Here is a 16,261-nt window from a genome sequence, read left to right on the forward strand (position 1 = left end):
CTGTAATATTAACTTTCCAATTCTATTAATTTGAGATAAGCCATCTTAACTTCATCAACATCATTTCTGCATTCGGCAAACTCCTCATAGAACTCGCCAGCTCGCAGCCTTAGGTTCTCTAACTTTGCTTTATCTCCATCAAAGGCCTGTTCAGAATATTCAAATTTAGCCTTTAACCTAGACCCTATATCCTGAGTTTTCCATCTATTTAGGATATTTAATGCAACCTTTTCTGTGTTCAATTCACCAATTATTACGGCATATGTAATATATAGATTCAGCAAATTTAATGTCTCATGTGTTACAAATAACTCCCAGATAACTTCGAGATATTTTCTCTCTAGCAAGAACTTCATCTCTTCTGTAAGAGTTTCTCTGTTCAGAGCTTTTCCTACGACTATCCTGCTCCAGATTGATATCCTCTCGTGAATTCTTTCTCTGTCTTCAAAGTTCTCAGCTTCGAGCTCTACAAATCTTTTAATCGCTTCTTCATCATTAGAGTCCGCGAGTAATCGCTCTCTAATTACATAATATTCAAAATATTTTGAGTCGCGAAGCTTCGTGAATTTACCTCTAAATATTTCCATTTCAATATTCGAATTTGCTATATCTATAGCCATTCCAGCAAGAGGAATCAAGTAGAACGGCATGTTACTAGTCCTATAAATTGCAAATGAAACACAGCTGTACAGAATGAACATAACGATTTCCGTCAGTATCTCCACTCTTCGTAATTCTAATCTTATTTCTTCATAGCTCAGATTCTTCATTGAGCATCGGAGGTATTTATCTGGAATAAAGAGTTCATTTATCATATATAACTGCAATGAATGGTTGATGCGACCCTTGAGATATACGAATATCCAGAAGGCATATACTGACTGCTTGCTCTCTTTTGATTTCCATATCAGGCTATTCACGATGTATTTGACAGGAGATAATACTCTAACAAATATTTCTGCAACAAGGCATGAAAGAGCTGCAGTTATAATGTATTTAACAAAACCGATATTTGATCCACTAATTACAAGCCATACATTAAATGAAGACGCAAGAAGTATTGCTATGCCAATATGTATGAGGTAATTAAATTTTAGGCTAATTCCATTTTTCTTAATCGTTTCCATAATATTGTAATAAACCGCTAGAACAGCACAATAAACATATAAATATAACTTTCATTATCTTACAGTCCTCTCATTTAATTCGTCATAATCTCGCATTTCATGATATCCCTCCGATAAGATAATTATACATTTTTTAAACGAACGTTCAATCAATCACGCATTTTTCACCCGAATAATAATCATTTAATCATTATCCAGTCTAGATAACTATCTAACCGCACAATAATTTCTAAAACAAAAAGCGCCCACCGAATTTACTCGGCGGACACCAGTTTTAGCTCTATACATACACACATATACCTTTAATCTCAACCCATTGCTTGGTCCATTTGCGTGCTTATGCTATTTTTTAAAAATACTCTCTATAGATTAGATAAGGCTCTTTACGCAAGCAACAACCTCACTCATATCAGCTGTTGGCTCGAATCTAGCAACTACATTCCCTTCTCTATCTACAACGAACTTAGTGAAGTTCCACTTTATGTTAGCGTTATTTCTGAAATCAGGATCGCCCATTGCAACGAACTCCTCAAACTTCTCTCTGTCGGGGAAGTCTCCGAAGCCCTCAAAGCCCTTCTGGCTCTTTAGGAATGTGTAAAGCGGAAGCTCATTCTCACCGTTTACATCCGACTTCTTAAGCTGTGGGAATGTAGTGTTGTAGTTGAGTGTGCAAAACTCGTGAATCTCATCATCTGATCCAGGTGCCTGTCCACCGAACTGGTTGCAAGGAATATCGATAATCTCTAATCCAGACTCGTGTAGCTCCTTGTAAAGCTCTTCTAGTGGCTCATACTGAGGTGTAAATCCACATCCAGTTGCAGTGTTAACGATGAGCATTACTTTGCCCTTGTTATCAGCGAGGTTCAGCTCACTTCCATCTGGTTTAGCTAGCTTAAAATCATAAATCTGTGCCATTTCATATCCTCCTATGAATATCTCATATATAAATTAGTTACATTGAATGTCTTTTGAACAATTCAATTGTATCACATCGATTTCCGTTGTCAACATCTTTCCTAAAATAGTTTATTTTTCTCATAATCGCTTATTTTGACAGCACTCCCACAACATATGCTAACTGTCACTTGCACTAATACTATATTCATAAAGCTTCAAATGATTATCAGTACAGTCTATAGATTGCATAAAATCTATAGCTTTATTCAATAGGTGCATTACTACATTAGTTGATATAATTTTATCAGTATATTTGACTTATTATTATGGAGGTTATGAAAATGGCAGATTATCGTAAGATGTGGGAAGATCTCGGCATGGATGTGGATAACCATGACCTACTATGTAGCGTTCTTCCAGGAGCAATTGGTGACGTATTCCTATCTCAGGAAAATAGACCTGAGGCAATGGATTATTTTGACATGGTTCTAGCTGATGTTCACGGTCTTCGCCCAGCTGAGCTCGTTGAGTTTAGAAAGAATGGTGGTAAGGTATTTGGAACATTTTGCACATACGTTCCTGACGAAATTATCTTTGCAGGTAACGGTATAGCAACGGGGCTTTGCGCAGGCTCTCAGTTCTGGGTACCAGGCGGAGAGAGATATTTACCAGCCAACACATGCCCACTTATAAAGGCAATGCTCGGAGCTAGATTTGATAAAACATGTCCTTTCTACAGGCTCGCTGATATATACATCGGAGAGAATACTTGCGACGGTAAGAAGAAAGCTTATGAAATCCTCGGTACCGACGTTCCAATGCATATCATGGATCTCCCTCAAATGAAGAGACCTAAGGATATCGAGAAGTGGGCTGAAGAGTGTCATGACCTATTAGAGATGGTTGAGAAGGAGACGGGCAACAAGATTACTTCTGAGAAGCTAGCTGAAAACATCAAGAAGATTAACGCTAAGCGTGCGGCTCTCAAGAGGCTGTACGACCTACGCAAGAACAAAAACATTCCTATCAGCGGAACTGATACACTCCTCATCTCCCAGATTGCTTACTACGATGACCCTGAGAGATTTACAACTATGGTTAATAAGCTCTGCGACGAGCTCGAGAAGAGAGTCTCTGATGGCATTTCGGTATTCCCTGCAGGAACTAAGCGTATCATGATTTCTGGAACACCTATGGCTATTCCAAACTGGAAGATGCATAATCTAATTGAGACTTCCGGTGCAGCAGTAGTCTGTGAAGAGACATGTACTGGAACTCGTTACTTTGAAAACTACGTGGATGAATCAGGCGAGACTCTAGATGAGATGGTCTCAAATATCGCTGACCGTTACATGAAGATTAACTGCGCTTGTTTCAATCCTAACTCAGGCCGTTTCGATGATATAATCAGACTTGCTAAGGAGTACGACGTAGATGCTGTAATCGACGTTAACCTAAAGTTCTGCCAGACATACGACATCGAGGGTTATCTGCTTGAGGATAAGCTCAAGGAAGCTGGAATTCCAGTGCTCGGAATCGAGACAGACTACACTGATAGTGATGCACAGCAGCTCAAGACACGTATCGAGGCATTTATAGAGGTGCTAGGCTAAAATGCTCCACTATTATGTTTTGTTCGACAATCACACGGATGCCATGGAAATGTATCGTGCTATAAAAGCTACTTCTCGTTACGCCCAAATTAGTCCGACTCCGCGCGAGTTGAGCGTTTGCTGCGGTGTGTCGCTACTGGTCAAGGAAGATGATGTGTCTTTTATAAAGGAGCTCGCTGAAGAACAGCAACTCCGATACTTATCCATTAACGGACTCGACAACGAGTTCAATAGCGGTAGGCATAGATACGGCTAGATGTAGCTTGGTTTGGCTAAGCACGTCTATAGTTACGTACGACTAGCTGTAGTTTGATATACTTGATATGTTAGATAAAGCTTGATAAATTTGGCATGCTCCAAGTTAGGTGTGATTAAGCAACATACAAAGGATTTTTAAATGACTAGAATAGGAATTGATATTGGATCGACCGCTTCGAAGGTCTGTGTGATCGGCGGAGATGACAAACCTCGCTTCGAGGTGCTGCCGACTGGCTGGAACAGCAAAATTACCGCTGGCATAATCAAGGAAAACCTTGAAGGGCTCGGTGCGGATTTAGAAAGTGCCAAGATTGTTGCAACTGGCTATGGCAGAATTTCCGTAGACTATGCCGACAAGGTGATTACTGAGATTACATGTCACGGACGCGGTGGCTATGAGATGGCTGGACAGGAAGACTGCTCTATTATCGATGTCGGTGGGCAGGATACCAAGTATATCTTGGTTCAAGACGGCAGGGCCGTTGACTTCCTCATGAATGATAAGTGTGCCGCTGGAACCGGCAAGTTCATCGAAGTTATGGCAAATCGCCTTGGGCTTACAATCGAAGAGCTATTCGATGAGGCTAAACGTGGAAATCCGATACCGATTAGCTCGATATGCACTGTTTTTGCAGAATCTGAGGTTATCAACTACATGGGTGAAGGTCGCCCTAAGGAAGAGATTGCAGCTGGTGTAATCGACAGCGTTGCGACTAAGGTCGTGACACTGTGTCAGAAGAAAGCTATCGCAGATAAATGCGTGATAACTGGCGGATTAAGCGGAAATGAATATTTTGCAGAGCTTCTCTCTAAGAAGTTAAGTAGAACAGTTACGCCTCTTCCTGACGGTAGATATGCTGGCGCGTATGGAGCGGCAATTCTGGCAGGAAAAATCGAGAAGTAAAAGTCTTTTAAGACAATGTGAGCGAACATATAACTAAAGGGCTATTCCTATGGGAGTAGCCCTCTTAGATTTTGAGCAATAATATCTAATTACTATCAACTTGATGTATGACAAAATATTGCATGATGATATAATTACAATGATTAATCGACAAATTGACATTTGCGGAGGATGCCTGAATGTATATTGAAAACAAATATTGGAATAATTACATTGGAGACAGTGACGATAGTCTTAACCTTATTGCTTTTTTAGAAGATCAAAGTAGCGACGAGATAGAGTTTTCCAATATACTGCAATCTTTAGGAGTTAATAAACAAGGTGAAAACTTCAGAAGAACTGTTTCCCCTTTGGGATTTACTAATTCAATGGGGATCTATCTTGATTTTCATTTCGCTATTGATATAATAACTGACCTTGCCGCAATATTATTAGAATGCAAGGTAAATGGCAGTGTTGATCTGCACGACTTAGAGCCATTTGATACGGATTCTCGTAGGGTAATGATAGTTGCTACACCTCAAGACTACGAGCTTTTGAACAAGGCCCTTTCCGACTTTTCGAAAAATCCGCTTGAGTATGACCTTTCTGAACTTGTTCCGCAGGAGGATATGCTGGAGATGGCAGAAATTTGCGAAAGTCTCAGACAAGAATTGTTAAGTTAAATTCCGGTTTATTGAGGCCAACAAAATCTCAGTATCAAGTTAAAAAGGAGCTGTCGCTCATGCGACAGCTCCTGATATTTTACATTAATACACTAATTGTCTTTTCTTCTTTTGAAATATACTGCAAACAATAATACTCCTGATATAACTAATACCGCAACATACAACGGCATATTTATATTATCACCCGTCTTTGGTAACTTGCTATTATTTGGTAGTTTACCGGGTTTGTTTGGAGTCGGGTTCTTGCTGTAAATAGCATATACTACCATATCCTCGTTAACAATGGTTGAACCCGTAAATTTAGTTCCTTTTCCATCATTTTGAGTATTCCACTCCTTAAAAATATAACCACTCTTTGTTGGCTCACTTGGCATCGATTGATTAGCTAAAGCATCGTTATCAATTGATTTGCCGTTTTCCACCTTTACAGTAGCGTGTGTAGCATTTCCGTCCTTGAAAGTTACGGTGTTATCAGCCGGTTTATTTACCTTGAAAGTATATGATATTTGGTTTGGCTTATTTGAGTCTGCCGCTTTATCCAATCCACTTGGATCTTGAATTGCTGCAAATGACCAGTAATTTCTGGTCGCACAATTCTCATGTCCCGAGCCTAACTCCTCATGATTGTTATGTTCGGGAGATGGAAGATAAAATTTTTCAGTATGCGAAGTAGCAAAATCATAGAATCCGGAAACTGTACCTCTTATAGTCACCTGAGAATCTGGATTTGAGTCATTAGAAACTTTTAATCCTGAAATACTAACATTAATGTTACTTGTATCTATGGAATTAATTTTTTTAATCAAGTCTTTCCATTTACAAACTTTAGCTTTTTCATTTTTACGTAATTTTACAAGCAAAGTATTTCCTTCCTTCGAAACATTTGCTGTAAACCCATCTAATCCCCTAATTGTAGCTGTTGGATTGTTACTAACAGTTACCCCGTCTGGGATATCTAATGAAAAAACGATTTGTGCATCTGACATTGCATACTGATTGTAAATTTTCTGAATTCCCTCATCCGACATGCCGCCAGTTTGAGTTAAGAACAAAGCAAACCCATTCATATAACGCTTGAACCATGAAGCATTCATAGAAAACTCAAGGTCTATTGGATCACCTTTCTTATATTCGTCCACTTTCTTTGAATCGGTGCTTCCCTTAGCCTTTATATCGGCTAAAACTTGTAATTTCTCTAATGGCTTACTAGTTTCTTCAGCAGTTAAAATATCACTTTGTTTAAACTTATGCGGATTTGTTCTCTCTTCAGGAATCGTGGAGAATTGCTGAAAGTACGGATTATTTTGTGGTTTCAAAGGGTGAAGGAAAATGTTCAATCCACTCCACTTTGGAACAATGCCAGTATTTAGAAACTCAGGAGCACAGCAAAAATTGATTATCGTGCTAACCTTTGCATGCTGATTAACAGCAGTATCTTTAGGTTCCAACACATATTTAGGAACAAGAGTTTTAAAATATGTTATAGGTTCTCCTGCAGCTACCGGAATGTTTTCTACTTTTGAATATTTTAAGTCAACCCAATAATTATCATTTTTGATTTCTGCACTTTTATCAACTAAAGGACCCTGCAAGTCCTCACCATACATAAAATAATGCACAGGATGGAGTGAGCTTAAATCTTCATCTGCAAATACAATTGATGTATTTGAGAGCAGTAATAATATGATCATAAGATTCAATATTAAGCTAATATTTTTTTTAACTGCCTTATTCATCAACATTAATGTCCTCTCTTAATTGTTAATTATCTATAATGTACACGGAAATTCTACCATATACATATATATATAGTGCTATGTATTAATAAAATACATAGCAGCTGGCATTCGTTGTTCAGAGAATATAAAATCAAGTCTAATAGACTTTGTGATGTTTTGAATACAACCTTCCTATATTCTTTCATTTATAAACTCTATAAATTTCTTAATCACAGGATCAATCCACTTACTCTTATGACATATGATAGTACTCTTGAGCTCTGGATCAGGACATGTAACATCGATTGTCGCCAGCTTGCCATCTGCCACCGGCTTCTCAACGACGAACCAAGGGAGGTATGATACACCATATCCGCCCTCTAGGATATTGACGATTGCTGCTACTGAACCGACCTCAAGTGCAGGTTCGAGCTTCATATCGATATCATTTGCAAACTTGTTAAGGTAGAATGTGTATCCCACTTCTCTATCCGCAACTATTAGCTGTTCAGCAAGGATTTTGCGTAGCGACACCTTCTTGCCTGCTAGAGGATGATTTGGGTGAGCTACGAACACCATCGGTACATCCTTCTCAAGCATGCGCTGAAAATTCTGCGGATTGGAGTTCTCCGCCATAGTGAACACGAGGTCCATAGTTCCTGCGATGAGCTTCTCTCTCAGATCCTGCGTAAAGTCAGATACCTTAATAACGACATTTACATCAGGATACTCCTTGATGAAGTCAATCGCAATATGTGGAAGAGCCCCGATAGATAGGCTTGAAGATGTTCCGATTGTAAGCGTTCCGCTGAGACCTTCCTGCTCTCTGATGCTTGCTACCGCTTCATCTTCCGCCTTAAGCAGACGAAAAGCATATGGTAGGAATGTTTCTCCCGCCCTAGTGAGGTTTATCCTCTTGCCGATTCTGTCAAATAAAGGTGCTCCAAGTTCATGCTCGAGCTGTTTAATCTGGGCAGTTACGGCTGCTTGAGAGTAGCCTAGACTCTCTGCTGCCCTAGTAAAATTATTCATCTCCACAACCTTTATAAAGGTCGCTACGTTACGATTTTCCATAATACCTCCAGCAAGGACCGCAATTATTTATTTTTATCAATTAACTCATTTTAATTAATTTTACATGTTTTGCTTTCAAGTTTATTATAAGGGTACAGCAAGGGAGATTTCAATATCTTCGCTGTTATTACACAATCCATACATAGAATATCCATACAAAGAAAGCGAGGCCTCATGTCCTCGCTTTTTTATGTAGCTGTTTAATTCATGTCGCTTATTATCAAATATTTATAATCGATAATATTTATCTATAAAATTGCCCGCAATTTTATATTGTAGCATCCTATAATCTCTTACTTGTGCTGCATTTTATTTCATCGTTATTGATAAATTTAACGTGTTCAAAGCGCTAAGTACGTCCAATATTAGCACTCTCTATTTACCCAATGACAGATTCCCTTTAGTTCTTGGACTTCTTCTTGAGAGTCTTGTACGCAGCACCTTTTCCGAGATGCTTCGCTTTCTCTTCAGCTTCCTTCTCTGCCTCAGCATCCTTCACCATCTGCTCTTCCATCATTTTAACGAGCTTGATTAGGCTGTAAGCGATAAAAACATACATCGCTGTCATCAGAATAATCATGGCACCAACCATAGCGCTCTTGCCACCTGTGAAGTATGCGCGAATCATAATAGCATCCGTAATTGCCGCTACGATGATGAATATAACTACTGCAATTCTGCCCTTTTTAGCGCCACCTGGTCTCTCGTATTTCGATTGTTTCTTAGCCATAAATCGCCTCTTTCTGCACAAATTATTCGCTGTTTCAAAGTCGTATGTTCGCAAACTCAAATTCATATATGATTCAATAACACTTAGTCTTCCCAATATATCATATTTACCAACAGACATGAACCCCGCATTCACGCTCCATGATGCGAGCGAATGACTCAAGCACTGTTACCACTATTTCGGTACAGTGTTCCTTGCGAACCGGTGTTGCAAATTCATAGCCCTCCAGCAAATCTGGACATAACGCACTACCAAACTTTGCTATGACATCGTTATTGAGTTCTCTTACGAGAGAAGTGCATTTCTCATAGCTTGGATCTCCAGGGATTACTCTGCCAAATACTTTTCCGAGCGACATCGTCGCCGCCGCTACAGCCCCGCATACATTTCCACCGTCACCAAAACCGAATGGGAATCCTGTTGCGATGGCCATTATATCATCTCCCATCCCGAGATCCCAATGCTTGTTTGCAATCGTAATTACGGACTCTGAGCACATACATCCGTTTGTGAAAGCATGGATTACGTCACGCCTTACATCTTCAAAATTAACTTCTTTAACCATATTGCACCTCCTAAATATATAAATAGTATCATTTTATACATATACAGATATGTATTCATCCAATAGACAAAGCGCGCATCGCTGCGCGCTTATGTTTATTTGCTTAAATCACCACAGTGTAAGCTAATCACAATTAACTTGCTATTTCAATGTTACTGCAACGAATTTCTTCTTACCCTTTTGAATTGTAAGTTTTCCATCTTCGAAGTCTGCGAGAGTTACTCTTCTCTTTCTGTCGGTAACCTGCTCACCGTTAATTCTAGCACCACCCTGCTCTATCGTTCTAAATGCGTCACCGTTAGACTGTGCTAGTCCAAGTTCCTTTAGTAGGCTAGCTAGACCGAAGCCTTCGCCTTCAAAGGAAGCCTTGTCTAGTTCAACGGATGGCATAGTCGCTACATTAGTGCCTCCACTTGCAAATACCGCACGAGCATCTTCAAGTGCTTTCTTCGCTTTCTCTTCGCCGTGTACTAGCTTAGTGACTTCGTAAGCGAGAATCTCTTTTGCCTGATTAATCTCTGCGCCCTCGAGGGAAGATAATCTATTTACCTCATCCATTGGCAGGAATGTGAGCATACGGAGGCACTTGTTAACATCCGCATCTGCGACATTTCTCCAGTACTGGAAGAAGTCGAACACTGAAACCCTTTCTTCATTTAGCCAGAGCGCACCACCTGCAGTCTTACCCATCTTCTCTCCATCGCTCTTGGTGAGAAGCGAGAAAGTCATACCATACACATCTAGGTCTGACTTCTTCTTAGCGATATTGACACCAGCGATGATATTGGACCATTGGTCGTTGCCGCCGAACTGAGCCTTGAGACCAAAGTCTCTCGCCATTACGTAGAAATCATATCCCTGCATTAGCATGTAGTTGAACTCTAGAAAAGTAAGACCTTCCTTAAGTCTTCTCTTATAGCACTCGGCTCTAAGCATGTCGTTTACGTTAAATACCGAGCCAATCTCACGAGCGAACTCGATGTAGTTGAGGTTTCTTAGCCATAGAGCGTTATTTGTACTTACCGCAAGTCCCGGCTTAGGTTCTCTGTTCTGGTGTCCTGGCTTCATGACGCCACCGTTGCCAGTGTATTCCCACTCGTCATCGAACGGTAGGAAACGGTCAAATAGGTCTTTGAACTTCTTGCCGTTTGCATCGATTTCTTCAATATCCATCATGCGGCGCAGGTCAGTTCTACCAGAAGGATCTCCAATCATCACAGTTCCGCCGCCGACGAGAGCCACTGGTGTATGACCATATTTGAGCATATACGCAAATATAATAATCTGAATCAAGTGTCCAACATGCAGACAGTCTGCAGTTGGGTCAAATCCTACGTAGAACTTAATTTTCTCGCTTCCGAGTAGATCTCGCATAGCCTTTGGATCTGTGCACTGTTCAATCAGGCCTCTTTCTTCAAGCACATCATATACGTTAGTGTACTTGCTCACATTATCTGGAATCTGTATCATCGTGTCCCTCCTATAAAAATAACCTGCAGCTCTCGCCGCAGGCTTAATATCATTAGCTTGCCGAGATTACTTTGTACCGTAAAGTCTGTCGCCTGCATCTCCAAGTCCTGGAAGAATGTAAGCGTTTTCGTTGAGTCTCTCGTCCTTTGCCGCAATGTAGATGTCAATATCAGGATGAGCCCTGTGTAGAGCATCTATTCCTTCTGGTGCGGCTATCAAGCATAGGAATGCGATATCATGTCCACCTCTGCTCTTGATAGAATCGATTGCTGCGATAGCACTTCCACCAGTTGCAAGCATTGGGTCAACAGCGAAAATCTTTCTCTTCTCGATGTCCTTAGGTAGCTTACAATAATATTCAACAGGAAGATGTGTATCTGGGTCACGGTATAAACCAACGTGCCCTACCTTTGCATTTGGAACGAGCGCAAGCATTCCGTCCACAAAGCCAAGACCAGCTCTTAATATAGGAACGATTGCAATGTCTTCTCCCTCAAGCATCTTAACTGTAGTCTTGCACATAGGTGTTTCGATATCAACTTCTTCGAGCGGTAAATCCCTTGTCGCTTCGAATCCCATCAGCATCGCCACCTCAGTAGCGAGCTCGCGGAACTCCTTTACACTAGTGTTTACATCTCTCATGAGAGACGTCTTGTGCTGAATCAGCGGATGATCAAACACATATACCTTGCCTTCTCTATTAGCCATTATAATCCTCCTGACTATTTCAATCACCTATTATTAAGTATATACAAAATACGTTATTCATCAAGCATGTTTATGCGACGAAGGTGCTTTCCGCCTTCAAAATCTGTCGCTAGCCACTTATCGACAATTTCAAATGCCAAATCCTGCTCTATCATCCTCGCACCCATCGCAAGCACATTTGCGTCATTGTGCCTTCTCGACATCTCCGCCATCTCTACGGAAGTGCAGAGCGCACATCTAACGCCCTTGACTTTATTCGCTGCGATAGAAATTCCTATGCCGGATCCACAGATAACGATTCCCTTCTCAGCCTCTCCATCAGCGACTGCTTTTCCAACAGCTTTTCCATAACCTGGATAATCAACAGACTCTACCGAATCAGTTCCAAAATCAACTACTTCGAACCCTTCCTTGAGCAGCTTGTCCTTAACTGCCACCTTGAGCGGATACCCTGCGTGATCGCAGCCAATAGCAATCTTCATATAATCCCTCCTAGCATATCTCCGCTGTGTTTATAGCATGTACATCAGCGATATATGTCATATAAATAATATAATTTTTACATTCTCCGTGTTCGTAAATATTCTAAATATTTTAAACATTCACGATGTCATACCCTGCCGACTTGACCATCCTGTTCATGACGGAAAATCCGACTTCGTCCCAGTCGTACGCCGCTATGTAAATTATATCCACACCGTCTCTATCGCACTGCCTAAGGTCTGCAAAGAAGTTATTCGCCGCCTTGTCACCATTCCCCATGTAGTCAAGTACTGCTGTCCGCATGTTGTTCGACAATGCCTCATCCTCTAGCTCAGCAATCGCTGCGCATACCGCATCTTTGCTACCTTCTACTATTCGTACGGCAGCCTTCGGTGCGTAATGCTTGTACTTCATACCAGGTGACTTCGGATGGAAGTCATCTGCTCCAGGCTTTTTGAATAGAGATGGGTCATACTGAACCTCACCGTCTACAGCCTCTTCAATCTGGCTCTTAGTTATAAACCCTGGCCTAAGTATCGTCGGAACTTCTGATGTTAGATCTAGGACTGTTGACTCTATACCAATAGCGGTCCTCTCGCCCTTAACTATCGCATCAATTCTGCCGTCCATATCCTCGGCAACATCCTCGAATGTCGTCGGGCTCGGTTTGCCAGAGAGGTTAGCGCTCGGTGCCGCAATCGGAACGCCTGCTGCCACAATAATCTCAGCAGCCTCGCGCCGTGACGGCCATCTGACCGCAACTGTATCAAGCCCTCCTGTTGTAACCTCGGGAACTCCTGCATTCTTGCGAAGCACGAAGGTAATTGGCCCTGGCCAGAGCTTGCTCATGAGAGCCTTCTGTTCATCGCTTACTCCCCAAGCTACACTGTTAAGCATATCTATGCTCGCCACATGGACGATCATCGGATTATCGCTTGGTCTTCCCTTCGCCTCGTATATGCGCCTTGTAGCGGTAGCATCTAGGGCATTTGCCCCGAGTCCATATACCGTTTCAGTCGGAAAGGCCACAAGTCCGCCTGCACGCAGAATAGCTCCAGCTTCAGAGATTCCATCAGTGTCCGGAAGGATAATTCTCGTCTTCATTAGATGCCTCTCTCGTCTTAGAAATCTCTCATCTTCTCTGCTTGATCCTCGGTAATCAGTGCATCGATCACTTCATCGAGGTCCCCATCGAGGAACGAGTCAAGCTTGTACAGAGTAAGATTGATTCTGTGATCTGTGATCCTGCTCTGTGGGAAGTTATAAGTTCTAATTCTCTCTGATCTGTCTCCGGAGCCAATCTGCGACTTTCTTTCTGCTGCAATCTTATCGTTCTGCTCCTGCTGCATGAGGTCGAATAGTCTCGACTTAAGAACCTTGAAAGCTTTTTCCTTATTCTTAATCTGCGACTTCTCGTCCTGACAAGTTACTACGAGACCAGTTGGCATATGCGTAAGTCTAACTGCAGAGTCCGTAGTATTTACACACTGTCCACCGTTTCCAGATGCCCTATATACGTCTACACGTACGTCGTTAGGATCTAGGTTAACCTCAACGTCGTCGACTTCTGGCATTACCGCAACTGAAGCCGCCGATGTATGCACTCTACCGCCCGACTCAGTCTCTGGAACCCTCTGTACTCTGTGAACACCACTCTCGTACTTGAGTCTGGAGTATGCGCCCTTCCCCTTGACCAGCATTACTACTTCTTTTACACCTCCGATTTCAGTCTCATTGCTCTCTATGAGCTCTGTCTTCCAGCGCATTCTCTCAGCATATCTGAGATACATACGAAGCAGGTCGCTTCCAAATAGTGCTGCTTCATCTCCACCCGTACCCGCTCTAATCTCTAGGATTACGTTTTTATCGTCGTTAGGATCCTTTGGAAGAAGCAGAATCTTAAGGTTCTCTGTGTATTCCTCAATCGCTGCTTCGTTAGTCTTGAGCTCCTCACGCGCCATCTCACGCAGCTCCTCGTCATCCTCCATATCGAGGATCCCCTTAGCTTCTTCAAGCTCTTCCTTTGCCTTCTTATACGCAGTGTACTCCTTGACGATTGGCTCAAGGTCGCTCATCTCCTTCATCAGCTTCTGCCATTCCTTCTGTTTTGCGATAACATCGGGGTCAGAAACCTTCTTCGATAGCTCCTCATATTTCTCAAGTATAAAATCTAGCTTATCAAACATAATTACATCCTTTACTTATAAGTTATATATTCTTAATTTTATATATTTATCAAGCCTTGCAAATGCTCCGCGATTATCACTCGCCGAAGTATCCCGAGCGGCTTTGCTTGTCACCTATGAAAAAAGCGTCAGGAAAACCACCGCCTGTGGTTCCAAACGCTCCAAAATGAGGACGCTGCAAACAGCGTCCTCTAAATATTAATTTCCTAAAGGTTGTATTTGTTCTTGAACTTCTCTACACGTCCACCACGGTTAGCAAACTTCTGCTGACCTGTGAAGAATGGGTGGCACTCTGAGCAAACTTCGACTCTCATAGTGTCAGTTGTTGAAAGTGTAGTAAAGGTATTACCACATGCGCAAGTAACTTTACATTCCTTATAATCAGGATGGATTCCTTCCTTCATGCTAGCTCTCCTTTTCTTAAAAGTCTATCGTGTGCACTCGCGTGCTATCCCAATAGCCTTGTTATTATAACAAAGCATAGCATCTTGTGCAAGGGAAAACTCTAGTAAGTATTGAATTTTAGCCATTTTGATACGATTAATGCTGTGTTTATGATTGAGAAATCACACATGAAAGTATATTATATTATTTAACCACAAGATGTAGATAACAGGAGGAGTCACATGCTTAAAGATAAATGTGTTGTTGTCGGTGTCACAGGCGGAATTGCCGCATACAAGACGGCATCTCTAGTCAGCGCTCTCAAGAAGGAGCGTGCGGATGTGCACGTAATCATGACTAAAAATGCGACGGAATTCATCTCGCCGCTGGTCTTTGAGACACTTACGGGCAACAAGTGTATGACTGATACATTTGACAAGGACTTTAAATTCGATGTAGCGCACATATCTATCGCGAAGGCGGCAGATTACTTTGTCGTTGCTCCGGCAACTGCGAATTTCATCGCTAAAACATCGTACGGAATGGCTGACGATATGCTCACAACGACATTCCTCGCTGCGAACTGCACCAAGCTGGTCGTACCTGCTATGAATACGCAGATGTTCCTTAACCCTATCACTCAGGGTAATATCATGAGACTTCTCAAGGTTGGAATCAGAATCATGCAGCCATTAAGCGGAGTACTGGCCTGCGGAGATGTGGGTGTTGGCAAGATGCCTGAGCCAGAGTCTATTTTACAAGAAATCCTCTTTGACTTGGCATACGCAAAAGACCTCGCTAGCAAGAAGGTGCTCGTTACCGCTGGCGCTACTCAGGAAGCAATCGATCCAGTTAGATACATCACCAACCATTCGACTGGGCGCATGGGATATGCGCTAGCTAAAGCTGCTGCTTATAGGGGAGCGCAGGTTACGCTCATCACTGGCAAGACTAGTTTAGAGCCAATTCCTTATCTGAACACGATTGAGATTACAACTTCTGCCGAAATGTGCGAGGAAGTGCTAAAGCATGCGCCTAAGGCGGATTACATATTCAAGGCTGCTGCAGTTTCAGACTATACACCAGTTTATACATCTGATGAGAAGATCAAGAAGCAGGACGGCAATATGGTCATAGAGCTCAAGAGAACCTCTGATATCTTGGCTGAGCTCAAGAAGATTAGAAGACCTGATCAGATTATCTGTGGTTTCTCGATGGAAACTCAAAATTTGCTCGAAAACTCCCGCAGCAAGCTCGAGCGCAAAGGTCTCGACATGATATGTGCGAACAGCCTAAAGGAAGTAGGCGCTGGCTTCGGCGGGGACACCAATATAGTTACCCTTATAACTAAAGAAGATGAGACGGAACTGGGTAAGCTCAGTAAATTCGATACAGCGATGGCGATTCTAGGCAAGGCCAAGATGCTCGGCGAGAAAACTAACTAATCGCAAGCTTCTAACTTAAGTCCCGATTTAT

General features: G+C 41.9%; 17 protein-coding genes. 5 read left to right on the top strand and 12 right to left on the bottom strand.

The features are described from left to right. Positions 1–8: 8 nt before the first annotated feature. Together QU661_RS08030 and QU661_RS08035 are read right to left on the bottom strand one after the other, a co-directional pair. Positions 9–1,127 carry a hypothetical protein gene (locus QU661_RS08030; protein WP_304989695.1) on the bottom strand — a complete coding sequence of 373 codons (1,119 nt, stop codon included), beginning with the start codon at positions 1,125–1,127 and terminating at the stop codon, positions 9–11. A gap of 369 nt (positions 1,128–1,496) precedes the next feature. After that, a complete protein-coding gene (locus QU661_RS08035; RefSeq protein ID WP_304989696.1) occupies positions 1,497–2,042 on the bottom strand; it encodes a glutathione peroxidase in 546 nt (181 codons plus the stop codon). 323 nt (positions 2,043–2,365) lie between these two features. Between QU661_RS08035 and QU661_RS08040 the strand changes: the two genes are divergently transcribed. The 4 genes from QU661_RS08040 to QU661_RS08055 all read left to right on the top strand — a co-directional run bounded on the left by QU661_RS08040 (position 2,366) and on the right by QU661_RS08055 (position 5,464). Beyond that, complete coding sequence (locus QU661_RS08040) at positions 2,366–3,637, top strand: double-cubane-cluster-containing anaerobic reductase (RefSeq protein WP_304989697.1); 1,272 nt, start codon at positions 2,366–2,368, stop codon at positions 3,635–3,637. A 1-nt stretch (position 3,638) separates the two neighbouring features. Next, entirely contained in the window at positions 3,639–3,893 is a 255-nt protein-coding gene (locus QU661_RS08045) for a putative Se/S carrier protein (RefSeq protein WP_304989698.1), read from the top strand. A gap of 141 nt (positions 3,894–4,034) precedes the next feature. Then, complete coding sequence (locus tag QU661_RS08050; protein WP_304989699.1) at positions 4,035–4,799, top strand: acyl-CoA dehydratase activase; 765 nt, start codon at positions 4,035–4,037, stop codon at positions 4,797–4,799. A gap of 179 nt (positions 4,800–4,978) precedes the next feature. Continuing rightward, a complete protein-coding gene (locus QU661_RS08055) occupies positions 4,979–5,464 on the top strand; it encodes an imm68 putative immunity domain-containing protein (RefSeq protein ID WP_304989700.1) in 486 nt (161 codons plus the stop codon). Positions 5,465–5,556: 92 nt separating this feature from the next. Here the strand turns inward: QU661_RS08055 and QU661_RS08060 are convergent, their stop codons facing one another. The 10 genes from QU661_RS08060 to rpmE form a co-directional block, all read right to left on the bottom strand. Then, positions 5,557–7,203, bottom strand: a complete 1,647-nt coding sequence (locus tag QU661_RS08060; RefSeq protein ID WP_304989701.1) for an InlB B-repeat-containing protein — start codon at positions 7,201–7,203, stop codon at positions 5,557–5,559. A gap of 174 nt (positions 7,204–7,377) precedes the next feature. Continuing rightward, positions 7,378–8,259, bottom strand: coding sequence for a LysR family transcriptional regulator (locus QU661_RS08065; RefSeq protein ID WP_304989702.1), 882 nt, complete (start codon positions 8,257–8,259; stop codon positions 7,378–7,380). A gap of 400 nt (positions 8,260–8,659) precedes the next feature. After that, complete coding sequence (locus QU661_RS08070) at positions 8,660–8,989, bottom strand: hypothetical protein (RefSeq protein WP_304989703.1); 330 nt, start codon at positions 8,987–8,989, stop codon at positions 8,660–8,662. Between the two features lie 106 nt (positions 8,990–9,095). Next, positions 9,096–9,554, bottom strand: a complete 459-nt coding sequence (locus tag QU661_RS08075) for a C-GCAxxG-C-C family protein (protein ID WP_304989704.1) — start codon at positions 9,552–9,554, stop codon at positions 9,096–9,098. A gap of 141 nt (positions 9,555–9,695) precedes the next feature. Beyond that, positions 9,696–11,024 carry a tyrosine--tRNA ligase gene (gene tyrS / locus QU661_RS08080; RefSeq protein ID WP_304989705.1) on the bottom strand — a complete coding sequence of 443 codons (1,329 nt, stop codon included), beginning with the start codon at positions 11,022–11,024 and terminating at the stop codon, positions 9,696–9,698. Positions 11,025–11,090: 66 nt separating this feature from the next. Further along, on the bottom strand, positions 11,091–11,732 hold the full coding sequence (gene upp / locus QU661_RS08085) for a uracil phosphoribosyltransferase (protein ID WP_304989706.1): 642 nt from the start codon (positions 11,730–11,732) through the stop codon (positions 11,091–11,093). Between the two features lie 53 nt (positions 11,733–11,785). Then, a complete protein-coding gene (gene rpiB / locus QU661_RS08090; RefSeq protein WP_304989707.1) occupies positions 11,786–12,214 on the bottom strand; it encodes a ribose 5-phosphate isomerase B in 429 nt (142 codons plus the stop codon). 112 nt (positions 12,215–12,326) lie between these two features. Beyond that, on the bottom strand, positions 12,327–13,319 hold the full coding sequence (locus QU661_RS08095; protein ID WP_304989708.1) for an L-threonylcarbamoyladenylate synthase: 993 nt from the start codon (positions 13,317–13,319) through the stop codon (positions 12,327–12,329). 17 nt (positions 13,320–13,336) lie between these two features. Beyond that, a complete protein-coding gene (prfA, locus tag QU661_RS08100; protein ID WP_304989709.1) occupies positions 13,337–14,401 on the bottom strand; it encodes a peptide chain release factor 1 in 1,065 nt (354 codons plus the stop codon). A gap of 206 nt (positions 14,402–14,607) precedes the next feature. After that, positions 14,608–14,805, bottom strand: a complete 198-nt coding sequence (gene rpmE, locus QU661_RS08105) for a 50S ribosomal protein L31 (RefSeq protein WP_304989710.1) — start codon at positions 14,803–14,805, stop codon at positions 14,608–14,610. A gap of 222 nt (positions 14,806–15,027) precedes the next feature. Here rpmE and coaBC point away from each other — a divergent pair, with 222 nt between their 5' ends. Continuing rightward, positions 15,028–16,230 (top strand): bifunctional phosphopantothenoylcysteine decarboxylase/phosphopantothenate--cysteine ligase CoaBC, encoded by a 1,203-nt coding sequence (coaBC, locus tag QU661_RS08110; protein ID WP_304989711.1) that lies wholly within the window; start codon positions 15,028–15,030, stop codon positions 16,228–16,230. Positions 16,231–16,261: the final 31 nt, after the last annotated feature.

It is taken from the genome of Mogibacterium neglectum (assembly GCF_030644205.1).
GTDB lineage: Bacteria > Bacillota > Clostridia > Peptostreptococcales > Anaerovoracaceae > Mogibacterium > Mogibacterium neglectum.